The following is a 17,742-nucleotide window of genomic DNA, read 5'->3' as shown; positions in this document are numbered from 1 at the left end:
GGACCACCGCAGCCCGGACCGGCCGCAGCCGCCCCGCGCGTGGGGCACACCTGCCGCGACCGGCTGCCGGCACCCCGCCGGCGCAGGTCAGTCGACCGTGGGGAGCCTCGGGCCGAGGACGTCGTCGGCGTCCACGATCGTGTACGCGTACCCCTGCTCGGCGAGGAAGCGCTGCCGGTGGGCCGCGTACTCGGTGTCGATGGTGTCCCGGGAGACCACCGTGTAGAAGTGCGCCTGCCGGCCGTCGGCCTTCGGCCGGAGCACCCGGCCCAGCCGCTGCGCCTCCTCCTGCCGGGAGCCGAACGTGCCGGACACCTGGATCGCCACCGCCGCCTCCGGCAGGTCGATGGAGAAGTTGCCGACCTTCGAGATGACCAGCGTGCGCAGCTCACCCGAGCGGAACGCGTCGAACAGCCGCTCGCGCTCCTTGTTGGTGGTGGAACCCTGGATGATCGGCGCGTCCAGGTACTCCCCGAGCTGGTGCAACTGGTCGATGTACGCCCCGATCACCAGCACCTGGTCGTCGGGGTGCCGCTGCACGAGGGCGCGGACCACGGGCAGCTTCGTTCGGGCGGTCGCCGCCATCCGGTAACGCTCCTCGGCCTCCGCCGTCGCGTACGACATCCGCTCCGCGTCGGTCAGGGTGACCCTGACCTCGGTGCACTCGGCCGGGGCGATCCAACCCTGCGACTCGATGTCCTTCCACGGCGCGTCGTACCGCTTGGGGCCGATCAGGCTGAACACGTCACCCTCCCGGCCGTCCTCGCGGACCAGGGTGGCGGTCAGGCCCAACCGGCGGCGGGCCTGGAGGTCGGCGGTGAACCGGAAGATCGGCGCGGGCAGCAGGTGCACCTCGTCATAGACGACCAGGCCCCAGTCGCGGGCCCCGAAGAGGTCCAGGTGGGTGAACGCGCCGCCGCGCCGCGAGGTGAGCACCTGGTACGTGGCGATGGTGACCGGACGGATCTCCTTGCGCTCGCCGGAGTATTCCCCGATCTCCTCCTCGGTGAGCGAGGTACGGGCAATCAGCTCCCGCTTCCACTGCCGGCCGGCGACCGTGTTGGTGACCAGGATCAGCGTGGTCGCCTTCGCCTCGGCCATCGCCGCCGCGCCGACCATGGTCTTGCCCGCCCCGCACGGCAGCACCACCACCCCGGACCCGCCGGCCCAGAACGCCTCCGCCGCCTCCCGCTGGTACGACCGCAGCGTCCACGGCTTGCCGCCGTCCTTGCCGGCCTCGGTCAGCTCGATCGGGTGCGCCTCACCGTCGACGTACCCGGCCAGGTCCTCCGCCGGCCAGCCCAGCTTGAGCAGCGCCTGCTTGAGCCGACCCCGCTCCGACGGGTGCACCCGGATCGTGTCGTCGTCGATCCTGTCGCCGAGCATGCCGGCGAGCTTCTTGCTCTTGGCGACCTCGATCAGCACCATCCGGTCCAGCCCCCGCAGCACCAGGCCGTACGCCGGGTCGTTGGCGAGCTGGAGCCGGCCGTACCGGTCCATCGTGTCGGCCACGTCGACCAGCAGGGCGTGCGGCACCGGATAGCGGGAGAACTTCAGCAGCGCGTCGACCACGGCCTCGGCGTCGTGGCCGGCGGCGCGGGCGTTCCACAGCCCCAACGGGGTGAGCCGGTAGGTGTGCACGTGCTCCGGGGAACGCTCCAACTCGGCGAAGGGGGCGATCGCCATCCGGCAGGACTGCGCGTCCGGGTGGTCGATCTCCAGCAGCAGCGTCTTGTCGGACTGCACGATCAGTGGTCCACCGCTCACGCCAGGTCCCCTCCTCGGCCGGATTCCCCGACCGGCGGCGAATCCCGCCGCAGGTCGACCATCCAGTGTTGCACGGGGGTGGGAGACTGCCAGAAAATCTTCGCAATGGGTGCAACGTTTCCCAGAGCGCACGCGTCTACCAGTGGGACGACCAACCCGGGGAGGCACACGATGCAGGTCCGCCACAGAGCCCGGGTCGTCGCCCTGGCCATGGTCATGCTGGTCGGCGCCGGTGGGTGTGCGTCCGTGCCGCAGGCCGATCCGGGTGGCACAGGAGGAGGGCTCGCCCCGGTCGGCAGTGCGGAACAGGTAACGGGGGCGGGTGCCTCCTCCCTGCCCGACCAGCTGACCGGGTCCGACACGAAGCCCCGGCCCCGGAAGAAGCCACAACCGGAGGTCCGCGCCACCAAGACCCCGAAGGCGTCGACCGGGCACCGGCCGCGCGTCCCGCAGAAGTCCAACCTGACCCGCTGCCAGCAGGGTGAACACCAACGTGAGGTGGAGACGTACCTGGCCCGGCTGGGTGGGTTCGGCACCGTCACCGTGGACGGCCGGCAGACCGACGCCGACTGCGCCGCGATCAAGAAGTTCCAGCAGCGGTACGACATCCGCCCGGCCGAGGGTCGCGCCGGCCCGTTGACGCTCGACGTGGCGAAGCGACTGGCCACCACCGACGTCAAGCGCTGCTCCGCCGGCTCCGGCACCACCTTCTGTGTGGACCTGACCCGGCAGACCACCTGGGTGATGCGCGACGGCAAGGTCGTCGCCAAGCCCACCGTCACCCGGACCGGGATGGCCGGGTACGCCACCCCCGCCGGCACGTACAAGGTGAACCTGCGCAACCTGAAGGAATGGTCCAACCCGTACGAGGTGTGGCTGCCCTACTGGCAGCGCTTCAACGGCGGGATCGGCTTCCACGAGACCACCACCTACCTGCACAACGCGGGGATCGGCTCGCACGGTTGCGTCAACCTGCTGCACACCGACGCGGTGCGCTGGTGGGAACTGGGCAAGGTCGGCTCCCGGGTGGTCCTGGTCGGCCGCCGCCCCGGCACCTGAGCCGTCCGTCCCATCCGTCCCACCCTGCCCGTCTCGCCGTCGGCCCGTCGGTAGTTGTCCATAGGGGCCGGATCGGGGGTATTTCCCCCTGTCCGTCCTGGCGACCGGGTGCCACCCTGGAAGTCGGGGGCCGGACGGGGTGGGAGGGCTGGGATGACCGTCGATCACGAGATGATCGCCGAGGACGCGTCGAACGGCGACCGGGTGACACCGACCGACGAGGTGTCCACGGCCACCATGGTCGGGTACGCCGTCGCCGGGATCGCCGTCGTCGGCTGGTTCCTCTTCGGCTGGCTGGTGCAACGGCAGGGCTTCATCGACTCGGTCGGCGAGGCCGCCGGCACGGGGTTCGCCCTGCTGCTCATCGTCTCGGTCATCGGCACCGTACGCCGCAGCCGCCGCTGAGTCGCAACGACTGACGGGGCTGCCGAACGGTCACTCCTCCCGGACGGCCGCGGTGATCCGGTGCAGGGCGAAGGTGTGCAGCATCTCGGTCCGCTCGTCCTCGGCACGCAGGTAGCCGGCACCGATCGACACCGGGCGCAGCAGCCGGGACAGCGTCGCCCCGTGCGCGTCGACATAGCCGACCCAGACCAGCGCCTTGTCCCGGACCGCCTGCTGGAGCACCGCCAGCGCCTCGGCGTGACCGTGCGCGGGCAGCGGGCCGGCCGCCGCGCGGGCCGCACCGCCGCGGACCACTGCCGGGGCCCGCCGGGCCGCCCGCGCCGCCGCCTCGCCCCGCCGGATCTGCTCCGCCACACCGAGCAGCCGGGGCAGCGCCAACCGGGGCGTGGCCAGCGGGTCCACCGCCCGCCCGGTCAACGGCACCCGGGTCGGGGCCCGTCGCACCCGGGGCCGGGCCAGCACCGTCGTGCCGGTGGCGTCCTCCGGCACCGGGGCGTACCCGGCGTCACGCAGCGCGGTCAGCATCCGCCCCACCTGGTACGGGGTGCACAGCACCGTCGGGGCCAGCCGGCGGAACGCCAACGCCGTCAACCGCCGGTCGGCCAGCACCTCCGCGAGCAGCGCCTCGTCGTCGCTGCGCACGTACCCGCCGGCGGAGCCGACCCGCAACCCACCGTGCTGCCGGGCCACGTCGTCCACCAGGTAGGTCAGCCCCTGCGGGATCGGGGTCCGCGACCGCCGCCGGAACAGGTCGTGCAGGTCGTCGGCCGTGTAGCCGGAGTCCAGGGCCCGCCGGACGCTGGCCGTGGTGACCCGGTGCACGCTGGCCCCACCCGCCGACTCCGGCTCGGTCACCGTCTCCAGTTCGGCGGCCAACGTCGGATCGGGTGGGCCGGGCACCACCACGCTCAGGTCGGCCTGCACCAGGAAGTGGTCGACCGGGGCGGGGAGCAGGGCATCCAGCGCCCGGACCGTGCCCGACGAGTCACCACCGTCGGTGTCGGCACGCAACCCCAGCGGGTCGTCGCCACCCCGCTCGTCGGTGTCCGTCACGTCGGCGAGCAGCAGCCGCCCGTACGCGGTGAGCGCGCCGAGGCCGGTCACCCCCAGCCGGGCCGCCTCGGTCAGCACCTCCCGGTGCGCGGCCTCCCGACCCCGGCTGCGCCGGGGGGCCCGCCAGTCGAGCAGCGCCAGCACCTCCTCGGCGGTCGGGGCGGTGGCCGGTTCCAGCTCGGCCAGCACCCCGAGCACCGCCCGGCGGGCGGCCGGCGCACCGGCCCGCTCCGCCTCGGCGGAGAGCACGCTGATCGGCCGGTCCCGGTCGTCACGCTGCCCCACCAGACCTGCCTGCCGGCTCATCGTCAACCAGGCGCGGGCCAACTGCTCCCAGCGGTGGGCCAGCGACACCGCCCGCCACACCTCGTACGCGCCGGTGGGCAGCACCTGCTGTTCGCCGCCGTACCGGCTGGCGGCGGCGGGCAGGTCCAGCTCACCGAGGAGACCTGCCGCGTACGCCACCTCGACCAGCAGCGCGGTCGTCGACTCGTCCAGGGAGACCGTACGGGCCAGCCGGCGCAGGTCGCGTACCCCGATCCCGCCGGAACGCAGCACCGGTGCCGGCTCGGCGGTCAGCGCCTCCAGCAGCGCCTCGGTGTGCCGTACCACCTCCATGGTCTGCCCGACCCCGGCGGAGTCGACGGCTTTGGGCTCCCGGGGCGGTGCCGCGACCGGCGGCGGATCGATCCGCAGCGGCCCGAGCGGGCCGGTGTCCCGGCGCAGCAGCAGCCCCACCTCGCGGGGCAGCTCGACCGTCCCGGCGGAGACCGCCACCAGCAGCCGTGCCTCGACCAGCCAGCGCACCGGCGACCCGGTCGGTGCGCCACCGTTGGTCGGGTCGGGCGGCACGTCGTCCTCCGCGCCGAGCGCCGGCGCCTGCAGCGATCCGGGCGGCACGCTGCCGACCGGTGGACCGGCGGCGAGCCGGTCCAGGATCGCCCGCGCCGACGGGGGCGCGGCGAGCAGCGTACGGCGCAGTTTCGCGGCGTCCGCGCAGAGCGCCGCCGCCCGCAGGTCCAGCTCCTCGGCCGGCCGGCCCAGGCCCGCCGGGTACGGGGCGAGCTCGTCGACGCTGCCGGTGACCTGGAGCGCCTGCTCCGGGCCGTACAGCAGGAACCGGGCGCGGAGCCGGTCGAGCGCGCCACGGACCGTGGCCGGGGCGGGCGGGTGCGGCCCGGCGGCGGCCAGGGCGAGGACCGCCTCGGTGGAGGTGGTGCCGTCCGAGGCGTGCCGGGTCAACCGGGCGGCGTCGAGGATCTGGAGGGTGAACTGGTCCAGCCCGTCGAGGGCACGGGCGACCGACACCCGCGACTCGGCCCGCAGGGCGAGCGCGGAGACGTCGGCCGGCACCGGCACGACGAGGTCGGGCCGCAACTGGAGCAGTGCGGCGAGCGCCTCGTCGGGCAGCGCGCGCAGCTGGTCGGCGAGTGAGGTGGTCATCGTCGTTCCACGCTAGCCCGCTGCCGCCCGATCCCGCCGCCCGGACGTCCGGCTCGGGCGACCTGTCCGGGTACCTTCGCAGCATGTCCGCGCTGATGGTCGGGTTCGACCTCGACATGACCCTGATCGACTCCCGCCCCGGCATCGCCGCCGCCTACCGGGAGCTCACCGCCCGTACGGGGGTGCCGGTCGACGCGGAGCTGGCGGTGTCCCGGCTCGGCCCGCCGCTGCGCACCGAACTCGCCCACTGGTTCCCGGCCGAACGGGTCGAGGAGGCGGTGACGCTCTACCGGGAGCTGTACCCCGCGTACGCGATCACCCCGTCGGTACCGATGCCCGGCGCCCGGGAGGCGGTCGACGCGGTGCACGCGCACGGCGGCCGGGTGATGGTCGTCACCTCCAAGATCGGCCGGTTGGCCCGGCTGCACCTGGACCACCTCGGGCTGGCGGTCGACGAGTTGGCCGGCGACCTCTTCGCCGAGCAGAAGGCGACCTCGTTGCGGGAGCACGGGGCCGCGCTCTACGTCGGTGACCACGTGGCGGACATGGTGGCGGCCGGGGCGGCAGGCATCCCGGGCGTGGGCGTGGCCACCGGCCCCTGCCCGGCGGACGACCTGCGCGCGGCCGGTGCACAGGTGGTGCTCGACGACCTCACCGGATTCCCGGCGGCGCTCGACCGGATCATCGGGCTAGCCTTGGAGCAGTAGACGTATCGAGTGAAGCAGGGGTCTCCAAGGTGCCGACGGGGCGAGTGAAGTGGTATGACGCGGCCAAGGGATACGGGTTCGTCACCAGTGACGAGGGTGGCGACGTGTTCCTGCCGAAGGGCGCGCTGCCGGCAGGTGTCACCGACCTCAAGGGTGGGCAACGGGTCGACTTCAGCGTGGTGGACAGCCGGCGCGGCGCCCAGGCGATGGGGGTCAAGCTGCTGGACGCGCCGCCGTCCATGGCCGAGCTGCGCCGTCGGCCGGCCGAGGAACTGCACGGCCTGGTCGAAGACATGATCAAGGTGCTGGAGGCGAAGGTCCAGCCGGATCTGCGCCGGGGCCGGTTCCCCGACAAGAAGACCGCGCAGAAGATCGCTCAGCTGGTCCACGCGGTGGCCCGCGAACTGGAGGTCTGAGGCACCAGCCCGGCGTCGGCGGCCCGGCCCAGCAGCGCCTCCACGGCGGCGAACCCCGCGTCCCCCAGGTCTGCGGTGAACTCGTTGACGTAGAGGCCGATGTGCCGGTCCACCACGTCGGGCTCCATCTCCTGCGCGTGCGCGAGCACGTACTCCCGGCTGGCCGTAGGGTCCGCCCACGCCTGGCGTACCGACTCGCGGATCCAGCCGGCGGCGGCCACCGGGTCGACCGCGCCCTTGCGGGCCAGGATCGCCCCGAGCGGGATGGGCAGGCCCGTGTCGGACTCCCACCACTCACCCAGGTCCACCAGCGCGGTCAGCCCGTGCCGGTGGTAGGTGAACCGGGCCTCGTGGATCACCAGCCCGGCGTCGTACCGACCGGCTGCGACGCCCGGCATGATCTCGTGGAACGGCACGATTTCGATGCGGGCCGGCGGCTGCCCGGCCGACCAGAGCCGGAACAGCAGGTACGCAGTGGTCCGGTCACCGGGCACCGCCACCGTGGCCCCGCCCAGGTCGACCCGGTCGGCGTCGGCACGGGTGAGCACGAGGGGGCCGCAGCCACGGCCGAGCGCACCGCCGCAGGGCAGCAGGTGGTAGTCGTCGAGCAGCCAGGGGAGCGCGGCGTAGCTGACCTTCACCAGATCGAAGGCGCCGCGTTCGGCGGCGGTGTTGGTGACGTCGACATCGGCGAAGGTCACCTCGACCGGTGGCGCGCCCGGTACCCGGCCGTGCACCAGTGCGTCGAAGACGAACGTGTCGTTGGGGCAGGGCGAGATCGCCAGGGAGAGCGCCACGACCCCACGGTAACCCGGTCCCCGGCCTTCCTCCCGCCCCGCCCCGCTGTGACCTCGCCCCGCTGTGACCTCGCCCTCTGCCGACGACATCCACACCGTCTGCGGCTACCGTCGGCGCCGATCGGTGGCGGCCGGTGGTCTGTGCGGCCAGCGGCGGGCGGCGGGCGGCGGGCGGCGCACCGTGAGCGGCGGGCGGGAGGCGGTGAGCTGTGAGCGGGCCGCTTACTGTCTGCTCCGTCCCCTCCGCGAGTCGCCCGGGATCGAGATCCGGGCAGCCCCGGGCGGGCGAGGAGTACTTCTATGCGTCCTTTCGATCTGACGACGTCAGCGATTCAGAAGCCGACTCGCGCGTCTGGGCATCCGCCCCGTCGGGTGGTTGGCTTCCCGGTGGCCCGGTGGCCCGGTGGCCCGGTGGCCCGGTGGCCCGGTGGCCCGGTGGCCCGGTGGCCCGGTGGCCCGGTGGCCCGGTGGCCCGGTGGCCCGGTGGCCCGGTGGCCCGGTGGCCCGGTGGCCCGGTGGCCCGGTGGCCCGGTGGCCCGGTGGCCCGGTGGCCCGGTGGCCCGGTGGCCCGGTGGCCCGGTGGCCCGGTGGCCCGGTGGCCCGGTGGCCCGGGTGATTCGGTGAGGTCATCAGCTCGAAAGGACGCGACCTCGATAGTTTGTCCCCAGCTCCAGCAGGTTTCCACAGGGTTATCCACAGCCCAGGGTGGGGCGGTTGAAACCGCGTCGACGCAACGGGAGCATGGCGGGGTGACGACGGAGGATGCCTCGCTGGCCGACCTGGGCCGGACGGTTCGGGCACTGCGCCGCGAAGCCGACCTGAGCCAGCGGGAGCTGGCCCGGCGCTCAGGGGTGCCCCAGGCGACCATCGCCCGGATCGAGTCCGGCAGGGCGACCGACCCACGGTTCCACACGGTCGAGCGACTGGTGCGGGCGGTCGGCGGGACCCTGACGGTCGCACTGCCGGGCGGGCCGGCGTCGACGGCGGGCCCGACCGCCGCCCCGACCGCCGCCCCGAACGCTGCCTCAACCGCCGCCCCGAACGCTGCCTCAACCGCCGCCCCGACCGCCGCCCCGAACGCTGCCTCGACCGGAGTCCCGATCACGGCGTCGGCCACCGAGGTGACCTGCTCGCTCCCGCCGGTGCCGCACGATGATCTGCGGGACACCGCCGGGCGGCGCTATCCGGCCCACCTCGACGTCTGGCCGGTGCGGGAGCCGAAGGACTGGCCGGGTGCCTGGTGGGCGGACTGGTACAACCTGCCGCCCCCGCTCTGGCCGCTGCGGTTGCCGCCGGCGGCGTACGAACGGAACCGGGGGTACCGGGACCGGCGGCGGGCGGCGGAGCGGGTGCGTCGGGACACCAGGGTCCGGTGGGTGGAGGGTGACGGGCGGCCGGCGACGGCCTGGCGGTTCGTGGCCGAGTTGCCCGACGGCACCCTCCTGGGGGAGCTGCGCGCCCACGAGCGTGACCTGCGCCTGGCCCATGGGGACGACTGGGACTGGCCGCGTGAACTCGTACTCGACGGGGTGCTGGTCGCGGCCGGGCACCGCCGGATCGGCATCGGTGCCCGGCTGATGGTGGCCATGGCGCAGCGGATGGACGAGACGGGCATCGGCCTGGTCCACACGGTGGTCGAGAACCACATCGCCATCCGCTTCCTGTCGGCCTGCGGTTTCCGGGTCGCGTCCGCTCGTCCCCTCGCCATGACCCTGGAACGCCCGGCCGGCCCCGTGCCCCGGCCATCCCGTCCGCCATAGCCCGCCCCGTCGGCCATAGCCCGCCCCGACCGCCGTAGCCACCCGGCCGTCGCCCCGGGTGCGCCTCAGGACAGCGCGCGGGCCGCCTCGGTCAGGGCGGTGAACGCCTCCCGCATCCGCCACCCGTCGCGGTCCCGGGGACCGACCGGGTTCGAGACGGTACGCAGCTCGGCGAAGGGGAGGCCGGCCTGCGTGGCGGCGACCGCCACGGCGTACCCCTCCATGGCCTCGGCCACCGCGTCGGGGTGCCGGTCGGCGAGGATGGCGGTGCTCGCGGCGGTGCCGGTGACCGTGCTGACCGTCAGCACCGCCCCGACGACCGCCTGCGGGAGGGCGGAGCGCAACGCGTCCAGCAGCGCCGGGTCGACGTCGATGGTGGGGCCGCCGCCGAGCAGTTCCGGGGGCATGCCCAGTTCGTCGACGGGGATGAAGCCCGTCGGGGATTCGGCCCCGAGGTCAGCGGCGACGCTGCGGGAGGCGAGCACCGTGGCGCCGACCGGGGCGCGACCGGCGAAACCGCCGGCGATCCCGGCGCTGACCACGGCTCGGTACGGGCGGCCGGCGGCCTCGGCCAGAGCCAGCATCCGGGCGGTGGTGGCGCCGGCCACGGCGGGGCCGACGCCCAGCGCCCGGACGGTGACCGTCGGGTCGGTCAGCCCGGCCCGGACGGCCTCCGCCTCGGCCGGCACGGCGGTCAGCACCAGCAGACCCGTCACGGCACCGACCCCGGCGACTGCCGCCGCTCGTCGTCGACGCCGCTGCCCGGGACGGCTGACGACGGCCGGTAGATGTGGTAGCCGGGCGGGGCCAGCCCGTCGCCGGAACGCCCGGGGTCGCCCGCTCCGCTCGGTGCCGGTGAGGTCGGTGCGGCACGGGCCGCCGCCTCGGCCGCCGCGTCGTCGGCGGCCCCGTCCGTACCGTCGCCCGGGTCGGTCGGGTCGGCGGGGTCGCGGCGGGCGCGGCGGGCGCGACGGGCCGCGGTGGCGGCATCGTCGGCCTGGTCCTGGGCGGCCAGTTCCTCGTCGGTCAGCGGCCGGCCGAGCAGCCGCTGGGCGCGGAGCCGACCGGCGACGACGACCCCCCGGACGGCGGCGAGGACACCCACCCCGGCGGCGACCGCGATGCCGATCCGGCCCTCGAACGGGACGAGACCGAGCCCGCCTCCGGCGACGAAGGCGAGCATCAGGACGGTTTCCGAGTGGGCGAAGGAACTGGCCCGCAGCCGTTCGGGAATCCGTTCCTGGATCGAGGCGTCGACGGCCAGCTTGGCTATCCCGCTGGACAGGGCGGCGACCAGGCAGAACAGCGCCACCATGGGCAGTGAGAACTTCAACACGGTCAGGATGCCCACCCCGGCCACGATGATCATCGTGCTGGACTGGATCGCCGCCGGCCGGTGGATGCGCAGCCGGGTGCCGACCGCGGTGGCCAGGAAACCGCCGACCGCCAGCGCGCCACCGATCAGACCCAGCGCCGCCTGGTCGTTGAGCTCCCGGCCGAACAGGTCGTTGGTCAGGTCCCCCTTCTTCAGCGCGAACGCCAGGAAGAGCAGGAGGAAGCCGTAGAGCGCGCGGAGCCCTGCCGCCCCGATCAGGGTGGCGATCACCAGCCGGCCCGCCGGCCGCCCCCGGCCCAGCGGACGGTCGCCCTTGCGGCGCAGTGCCCGCAGCGGCCGGGGCACCCGCTCGGGCGGCTCCGAGTCCGCCCGGGGTGGCAGCCGCAGCGCGATCACCATGCCGACCAGGAAGATGACCGAGGCGACCCGCAGCGGCCACTGCGGCCCCAACCAGAACGCCGCCAGTCCCAGCGGGGCCACCAGTGCCCCGGCCACCGTGCCGTAGACGCTGGCCCGCGCCCCCACCTGGGACAACCCGAGCCCTTCGGGCAGCAACCGGGGTACGGCGGCGGAGCGGGCCACCCCGTAGGCCCGGGAGAGCGCCAGCACGCCGAACGCCGCCGGATAGAGCCCGAGGCTGCCGAGGTAGTCGGAGATCAGCCAGGCGAGGAAGGCCCGGCCGAGCATGGTGGTGGCGAGAGCGTACCGGCGGCCGTGCCGGAAGTGGTCGAGCAGCGGGCCGACCACGGGAGCCAGCATGGCGAACGGCACCATCGTGACCAGCAGGTAGAGCGCGACCTTGCTGCGGGCCTCGCCGAGCGGGACGTCGAAGAAGATGGTCCCGGCCAGCCCGATGGCGATCAACGTGTCGCCGGCGCAGGAGACGGCGTGCAGGTCGAACAGGCGGACCATGCCGGCCTCGCCGCCGGCACCCCGGGCGCGGGCCGAGCCGGCGCGGCGGGTCACCCAGCGTCCGCCGCTGACCGAGCCGCGCAGCAGCAGGCGGGTGGCACGGATGCCGGTGCCGACGGTCCGTCCCAGTACGGACGACCCGGAGCGGGAGAACAGCGGCATGTGCACCATCCTTGCCCATCTGCTCCAGGTACGCCGCACCACGGGGAAGACTCACTCGGGGAGTGCCTGTCGGTGCGCGGCGCGCATGGGGAACAATGGTCGGGTGACCAGGCCCGCTCCCGCCCGTGCCGCCCGCCTCGACCAGGTCTGCGCCGCCGCCGTCGAGGTGGCCCGCGACGCCATCACCGAGGTGGAGCCCACCGACGTCGGCGACCACCTGCGGGCCGTCGCCGAGGGCGACCGGGTCGTCACCCATTATTTCGAATGCCTGCTCGGTGGCTACCGGGGCTGGCGTTGGGCGGTGACGGTCACCCGGGTGCCGCGCAGCCGGCAGGTCACCGTCTGTGAGACGGTGCTGCTGCCCGGCTCCGACGCGCTGCTCGCGCCGGGCTGGCTGCCCTGGCAGGAACGGCTCCAGCCGGGTGACCTCGGCCCCGGTGACCTGCTGCCCACCCCGTCCGACGACGACCGGCTCGCCCCCGGCTACCTGCTCTCCGACGACCCGGCGGTCGAGGAGACCTCCTGGGAGCTGGGCCTGGGCCGCCCCCGGGTGCTGTCCCGGGAGGGCCGGGCCGAGGCGGCCCAACGCTGGTACGACGGCGACCATGGTCCGTCGGCGGCGATCTCCACCGCCGCCCCCGCGTCGGCCCGCTGCGGCACCTGCGGCTTCTACCTGCCGCTCGCCGGTGCGCTCCGGCTGGCGTTCGGGGCCTGCGGCAACTTCTACGCCCCGGACGACGGTCGGGTGGTCAGCGCCGACCACGGTTGCGGCGCGCACTCGGAGACCCTGGTGGAGACTCCCGAGCCGGCGATCGACGAGCTTCCGACGGTGTACGACGACAGCGCGGTCGAGTCGATGACGGTGGACGGCACGTCCCCGGCCGACGGGCCCCCGCCTGTGGAGTCGCCCGACCCCGCCTGACCAGCTACCGGTCAGCCCCGGGGGTGGATTGCCGTCGGCGGCGGCGGTGGGCGTCGTGCCGCATCATCGTGGCCAGACCGGGAAAGCCCCACAGGAACCCGGCCAGGCAGGTCCAGAGCCAGTCCTGGTGACCGTGTTCGGTGAGCCAGTCACGGAAGAAGACCAGCAGGAACAGGCCGGCAACCGCCCAGGCGATCAGCCCGGCCACCGCGAACGGGACCATCGGCGGGTCGAGGGGCTCGGGTCGGGGTGGTTGCTCCTGCGGCACGGGCAGAAGCGTACCGCGAAGTACTTTCCCGGCCCGCCGCTGATCTGGGACGATGCGCGCGACAACGGTAGATCATTAGCGAGGACCTGATGGCCATTGCGCCGCCGGACAACGGCATTCCCTCTGATCCCGCTCAACCCCGGAACGGTTTCGACCGGTTCTTCGAGGTCTCCGCCCGTGGCTCGACGATGAGCCGCGAGGTACGCGGTGGCCTGGCGACCTTCTTCACGATGGCGTACATCGTGGTGCTGAACCCGCTGATCCTGGGCGGGGCCACCGACGGTGACGACCAGAAGCTCTCGATTCCCGCCCTGGCCGCCGCGACCGCGCTGGTGGCGGGCCTGATGACGATCCTGATGGGGGTCGTCGGGCGGTTCCCGATGGCGTTGGCCGCCGGTCTGGGGGTGAACGCGCTCGTCGCGTTCGAGATCGCCCCGCAGATGACCTGGGCGGACGCGATGGGGCTGGTGGTGATCGAGGGTGTGCTCATTGCGATCCTCGTGCTCACCGGCCTGCGTACGGCGGTGTTCCGTTCGGTCCCGACGCAGCTCAAGACCGCGATCGGGGTCGGCATCGGGTTGTTCCTGACCATCATCGGCCTGGTCGACGCCGGTTTCGTCAGGCGGGTGCCGGACGCGGCGAACACCACCGTGCCGGTGGGGCTCGGCATCAACGGCAAGATCGTCAGCTGGCCGATGCTGGTCTTCGTGGTCGGCCTGCTGGTGACGCTGGTGCTGGTGGTGCGCCGGGTGCGCGGCGCGATCCTGATCGGCATCCTGGCCTCGACCGTGCTGGCGATCATCGTGGAGGCGGTCGCCAAGGTGGGTCCGTCGTTCGTCGACGGCAAGCCCAACCCGGACGGCTGGTCGTTGAACGTGCCGAAGCTGCCCGAGCGGATCGTGGACATCCCCGACCTGTCGTTGCTGGGCAACTTCAACGTGCTGGGATCGTGGAGCCGGGCGGGTTGGTTGATCCCGCTGATGTTCGTCTTCACCCTGTTGATCACGGACTTCTTCGACACGATGGGCACGATGGTCGCGATCGGCCAGGAGGGGGACATGCTCGACGAGCAGGGCACCCCGCCCCGGGCGAAGGAGATCCTGCTGGTCGACTCGATCGCCGCGGCGGCGGGTGGCGCGGCGAGCGTCTCCAGCAACACGTCGTACATCGAGAGTGCCTCGGGGGTCGCGGAGGGTGCCCGGACCGGGGTGGCCAACCTGGTCGCCGGCGCCCTGTTCCTGCTGGCGATGTTCCTGTCGCCGCTGGCGACGGTGGTGCCGTTCGAGGCGGCCTCGACGGCGCTGGTGGTGGTCGGGTTCCTGATGATGACCGCGGTGCGGACCATCGACTGGACCGACTACGAGATCGCGATCCCGGCGTTCCTCACCATCACCCTGATGCCGTTCACCTACTCGATCTCCAACGGCATCGGCGCGGGCATCATCAGCTACGTGGTGCTCAAGCTGGCCAGGGGGAAGGCGCGGGAGGTTCATCCGCTGCTCTACGCGGTGGCGGTGCTCTTCGTGCTCTACTTCCTGCGTGGACCGATCGAGTCCGCGGTGCTGTAGTCCCGGCGTCGGTCTCCGGGCCGGGTGACCCGTCGGGGTTGCCCGGCCCGGGGCGGCGGCATTCCCCCTCGTGAGCATGGTCATATGGCATGTCATTAGCCAGGCTCATTAGTTAGGCTAACGACTGTGACGGAGCGGACGGTGACGGCGAACCGCGTGCCACCGGCGCAGCTGGCACCCCAGCTGCGTGATGCGATCACCCGACTCAACCGGCGGGTCCGGCAGGCCCGCCCGGTCGGCGACCTGACGGTCACCCAGCTCTCCGCGCTCACCAGCCTCCGGCTGGCGGGCGCGCTGACGCCCCGGGAGCTGGCCGACGTCGAACGGGTCCAGCCACCGACGATGACCAAGATCGTCGCGAAGCTGGAGGAGCGCGGCCTGGTGCAGCGCACCCCCCACCCGACCGACGGCCGGCAGGTCATCCTGGCGGCCACCGAGTCAGGCCGGGCCGTGCTCGACCAGTTCGAACGGGCCCGCAACGAGTGGCTGGCCAGCCGGCTGGCCGCGCTCACGGAGGACGAACGCGACACGCTACGGCGGGCCGCCGAGATCCTCCAGCAGCTCGCCCGCGCCTGACGCCCACCGGGTCCGCGCCGTCCGCCGTCGATGACGCGTACGCGACCCGAGGAGGCGCACCAAGAGTGCAGGCGAAGCTGAGCACGATGTTCCAGTCCCTACGAGTCCGCAACTACCGACTCTTCGCCACCGGACAGCTGGTCAAACTGATCGGCGTCTGGATGATGTTCATCGCCCAGGACTGGCTCGTCCTTGAGCTTTCGGACAACTCGGCCACCGCGCTCGGCGTGGTGACCGCCCTGCAGTTCACCCCGGTGCTGCTGCTCACGCTGCTCTCCGGCCGCCTCGCCGACCGGTACGACAAGCGGATGCTGCTCTTCGTCGCCAACTCCGTCTGGACGGTGCTGGCGTTGGGGATGAGCCTCCTGGTGCTCACCGGCCTGGTCGAGCTGTGGCACGTCTTCGCGTTCGCCGCCCTGCTCGGCACCGCCAACGCGGTGGAGACCCCGGTCCGGCAGGCGTTCGTCAGCGAACTCGTCGGCACCACCCTGCTGCCCAACGCGCTCTCCCTCAACGCGGCCGTGTTCAACTCGGCCCGGATCATCGGCCCCGCCGTCGCCGGGCTGGCCATCGCCGCGTTCGACGTCGGCCCGGTCTTCCTGTTCACCGCCGTCAGCTCCATCGCCCCGCTGGCCAACGTGGTCCGGATGCGCCCGGCCGAGCTGTACCGCAAGGAACTTCCGCCGCTCGGCGAGCGGGACTCGGCGAAGGTCGTCGACGGGCTGCGCTACGTCCGTAGCCGCCCCGACCTGCTGCTGCCGATGGTGGTCATGTCGGTGATCGGGATGTCGCTGTTCAACTTCCAGCTCACCCTCGCCGCGCTGGCCAAGACGGTGTTCCACACCGGGGCCGCCTCGTTCGGCCTGTTCAGCACCGCACTGGCGGTCGGCGCGCTGGTCGGGGCGCTCGCCGGCACCGGCCGGCGCAGCCGTCCCTCGGTCTGGCTGGTGCTCGGCGCGGCCGTCGGCTGCGCGGCCTTCGGCACCCTGGTCGGCCTCGCCCCGGCGTACTGGCTGGTGGTGACCCTGCTTCTGCCGACCGGCTTCTTCATGGTCTTCTTCGCCCAGGCGGCCAACCAGCGGGTGCAGCTCGGCACCGACGCCGCCTTCCGGGGCCGGGTGATGGCGCTGTGGGTGCTGGTGTTCCTGGGCACCAACCCGGTCGGCGCGCCGATCATCGGCTGGGTCGCCGAGACCTTCGGCGCCGGGGCGAGCATCTGGATGGGTGGGCTCATCTCCCTGGCCACCGCCCTGCTCGCGCTCACCTGGCAGCTCCGCCGCTCCGGTGCCCGGCTGCGCTTCCGGGTGCTGCCGATGCCGCGTTTCTACGTGGTGCCCGGCCCCCGTCTGCTCACCCCCGGCGGGCGGTGAGCGGTGCCGCCGCCCGGTGGCGGACACGCACAGCGTTCAGATAGCAACAAAGCGGTGGCGCGCGGGCCCGCCGGGCCTTAGCGTCGAGGTGTGGCAGGCGGGAGCGCGCTGACGCTGGTAATGGCGTTCCTCGCCATGGCGTGCCTGCCGGCGGCGTTCGCCCTGGTCTTCTGCTATGACGAGATCCTCGACCGGGTGGCCTGCGGGTGGGCCGAGTGGCGGGAACGCCGCCGGGAACGCCGCACCATCGCCCGGCTCGACCGGGCCCTCGCCACCGATCCGGTCACCCGCGACCTCGACCTGACCGAGTTGGACCGGGCCGACCGCCGTCCCCTGGAACTCCTCGCCGCCGACCTGCGCCGGCTCGGCCGCCACCGGCTCGCCGCGGGCGGCCGTTCGGTGGTCTGGCACAGCTCGGTGATCGAGGCGTACGACGACCGGCTCCGCGCGGCCTGCCGGGCACTGGGGATCCCCGAGCACCTGGCCGAGCTGACCGGGGTCGACCGGGAGATCGAACGGGTCCGGGTCGAAGGGCTGCTCGCCGGGGCGGGCCTCGCGTTGCCGGCCACCCGCGCCGACCGCCGCCCCCGTGACCGGCGGGCGTGAGACTCTTCGTCGCGGTCTACCCGCCGCCGTCCGTCGTCGCCGACGTGACCGCCCGGGTGGCCCGGCTGCGGGTGGGTGCGGCCACCGCCGCCGGCCTCGACATACGCCTGGCGCAGCCGGCGCACCTGCACGTCACGCTGGCCTTCCTCGGTGAGGTGGCACCCGGTCGACTGCCCGAGGTCCAGGGTGCCCTGGCAGCGGCGGCCGGGACCGCCCGGGCCGGCTGGGACGGCCCGCCCCGGTTGCGGCTGGGCGGTGGGGGCTGCTTCGGCCAGGGCCGCTCCACGGTGCTCTGGGTGGACGTGCTGGGGGAGGTGTCGGCGCTGCGTACCCTGGCCCGGCTGATCCGCGCCGAGCTGGACCGGGCCGGCCTGCCGTACGACGGGAAGCCGTTCCGCCCGCACCTGACGGTGGCCCGCCCCGGGGACCGGCTCACCCCGTCCGAGGTGGAGGCCGACCGGCTCGCCCTCGACGCCCATCTCGGCCCGCCCTGGCCCGCCACCGACCTGGTGCTGGTCCACAGCCGCCCCGGCCCCCACCACACCCACCTGACCAGCTGGCCGCTCTGACCTGCCCGGACGCCCGCGCGCAACCGGGGGCGACACAGCGGTGTCC

At 73.5% G+C, this 17,742-nt stretch carries 17 protein-coding genes; 11 read left to right on the top strand and 6 right to left on the bottom strand.

Features of this window, described 5'->3' with window-relative positions; translation table 11 throughout:
* Positions 1–87 precede the first annotated feature (87 nt).
* Complete coding sequence (locus tag ACWCHM_RS25250; RefSeq protein WP_454220107.1) at positions 88–1,767, bottom strand: DNA repair helicase XPB; 1,680 nt, start codon at positions 1,765–1,767, stop codon at positions 88–90.
* A 171-nt stretch (positions 1,768–1,938) separates the two neighbouring features.
* Here ACWCHM_RS25250 and ACWCHM_RS25245 point away from each other — a divergent pair, with 171 nt between their 5' ends.
* Together ACWCHM_RS25245 and ACWCHM_RS25240 are read left to right on the top strand one after the other, a co-directional pair.
* A complete protein-coding gene (locus ACWCHM_RS25245; RefSeq protein WP_204958803.1) occupies positions 1,939–2,826 on the top strand; it encodes a L,D-transpeptidase family protein in 888 nt (295 codons plus the stop codon).
* 153 nt (positions 2,827–2,979) lie between these two features.
* Positions 2,980–3,231 carry a fatty acid desaturase family protein gene (locus ACWCHM_RS25240; protein ID WP_204958804.1) on the top strand — a complete coding sequence of 84 codons (252 nt, stop codon included), beginning with the start codon at positions 2,980–2,982 and terminating at the stop codon, positions 3,229–3,231.
* Between the two features lie 30 nt (positions 3,232–3,261).
* Here ACWCHM_RS25240 and ACWCHM_RS25235 read toward each other — a convergent pair whose 3' ends face one another.
* Positions 3,262–5,727, bottom strand: coding sequence for a helicase-associated domain-containing protein (locus tag ACWCHM_RS25235; RefSeq protein ID WP_454220106.1), 2,466 nt, complete (start codon positions 5,725–5,727; stop codon positions 3,262–3,264).
* An 83-nt stretch (positions 5,728–5,810) separates the two neighbouring features.
* On the opposite strand from ACWCHM_RS25235, the gene ACWCHM_RS25230 reads away from it, so the two are divergent.
* Positions 5,811–6,434, top strand: coding sequence for an HAD family hydrolase (locus ACWCHM_RS25230; RefSeq protein ID WP_281901001.1), 624 nt, complete (start codon positions 5,811–5,813; stop codon positions 6,432–6,434).
* Between the two features lie 29 nt (positions 6,435–6,463).
* Positions 6,464–6,850: a cold-shock protein gene (locus ACWCHM_RS25225; protein WP_088643517.1), complete on the top strand. Its 387-nt coding sequence runs from the start codon at positions 6,464–6,466 to the stop codon at positions 6,848–6,850.
* On the opposite strand, the gene ACWCHM_RS25220 is transcribed toward ACWCHM_RS25225, so the two are convergent.
* The gene (locus ACWCHM_RS25220; RefSeq protein ID WP_281900997.1) at positions 6,811–7,647 is read right to left on the bottom strand and encodes a 1,4-dihydroxy-6-naphthoate synthase; all 837 of its coding nucleotides are present in this window, start codon (positions 7,645–7,647) and stop codon (positions 6,811–6,813) included. The two genes, ACWCHM_RS25225 and ACWCHM_RS25220, sit on opposite strands and share 40 nt — an antisense overlap.
* Positions 7,648–8,396: 749 nt before the next feature.
* Between ACWCHM_RS25220 and ACWCHM_RS25215 the strand changes: the two genes are divergently transcribed.
* Positions 8,397–9,407: a GNAT family N-acetyltransferase gene (locus ACWCHM_RS25215; protein ID WP_454220104.1), complete on the top strand. Its 1,011-nt coding sequence runs from the start codon at positions 8,397–8,399 to the stop codon at positions 9,405–9,407.
* 65 nt (positions 9,408–9,472) lie between these two features.
* Here the strand turns inward: ACWCHM_RS25215 and ACWCHM_RS25210 are convergent, their stop codons facing one another.
* Positions 9,473–10,123 (bottom strand): futalosine hydrolase, encoded by a 651-nt coding sequence (locus ACWCHM_RS25210; RefSeq protein ID WP_454220102.1) that lies wholly within the window; start codon positions 10,121–10,123, stop codon positions 9,473–9,475.
* Complete coding sequence (locus ACWCHM_RS25205; protein WP_454220100.1) at positions 10,120–11,817, bottom strand: MFS transporter; 1,698 nt, start codon at positions 11,815–11,817, stop codon at positions 10,120–10,122. The genes ACWCHM_RS25210 and ACWCHM_RS25205 overlap by 4 nt, the downstream gene beginning before the upstream one ends.
* Positions 11,818–11,902: 85 nt before the next feature.
* On the opposite strand from ACWCHM_RS25205, the gene ACWCHM_RS25200 reads away from it, so the two are divergent.
* The gene (locus tag ACWCHM_RS25200; RefSeq protein ID WP_454220099.1) at positions 11,903–12,739 is read left to right on the top strand and encodes a DUF3027 domain-containing protein; all 837 of its coding nucleotides are present in this window, start codon (positions 11,903–11,905) and stop codon (positions 12,737–12,739) included.
* A 4-nt stretch (positions 12,740–12,743) separates the two neighbouring features.
* Here ACWCHM_RS25200 and ACWCHM_RS25195 read toward each other — a convergent pair whose 3' ends face one another.
* On the bottom strand, positions 12,744–13,007 hold the full coding sequence (locus ACWCHM_RS25195) for a DUF2530 domain-containing protein (RefSeq protein WP_204958811.1): 264 nt from the start codon (positions 13,005–13,007) through the stop codon (positions 12,744–12,746).
* Between the two features lie 89 nt (positions 13,008–13,096).
* Here ACWCHM_RS25195 and ACWCHM_RS25190 point away from each other — a divergent pair, with 89 nt between their 5' ends.
* The 5 genes from ACWCHM_RS25190 (at position 13,097) to thpR (ending at position 17,696) form a co-directional block, all read left to right on the top strand.
* Positions 13,097–14,575, top strand: coding sequence for an NCS2 family permease (locus ACWCHM_RS25190; RefSeq protein WP_454220097.1), 1,479 nt, complete (start codon positions 13,097–13,099; stop codon positions 14,573–14,575).
* A 126-nt stretch (positions 14,576–14,701) separates the two neighbouring features.
* Positions 14,702–15,151 carry a MarR family winged helix-turn-helix transcriptional regulator gene (locus ACWCHM_RS25185; RefSeq protein WP_204958813.1) on the top strand — a complete coding sequence of 150 codons (450 nt, stop codon included), beginning with the start codon at positions 14,702–14,704 and terminating at the stop codon, positions 15,149–15,151.
* Between the two features lie 65 nt (positions 15,152–15,216).
* Positions 15,217–16,521: an MFS transporter gene (locus tag ACWCHM_RS25180; protein ID WP_204958814.1), complete on the top strand. Its 1,305-nt coding sequence runs from the start codon at positions 15,217–15,219 to the stop codon at positions 16,519–16,521.
* A 90-nt stretch (positions 16,522–16,611) separates the two neighbouring features.
* Entirely contained in the window at positions 16,612–17,127 is a 516-nt protein-coding gene (locus ACWCHM_RS25175; RefSeq protein ID WP_372445978.1) for a hypothetical protein, read from the top strand.
* Complete coding sequence (gene thpR, locus ACWCHM_RS25170; protein ID WP_281900987.1) at positions 17,124–17,696, top strand: RNA 2',3'-cyclic phosphodiesterase; 573 nt, start codon at positions 17,124–17,126, stop codon at positions 17,694–17,696. The genes ACWCHM_RS25175 and thpR overlap by 4 nt, the downstream gene beginning before the upstream one ends.
* Positions 17,697–17,742: the final 46 nt, after the last annotated feature.

The organism is Micromonospora sp. SCSIO 07396 (assembly GCF_053667945.1).
Note: the sequence above shows the minus strand (reverse complement) of the source record. Positions and strands in the feature narration are given on the sequence as shown.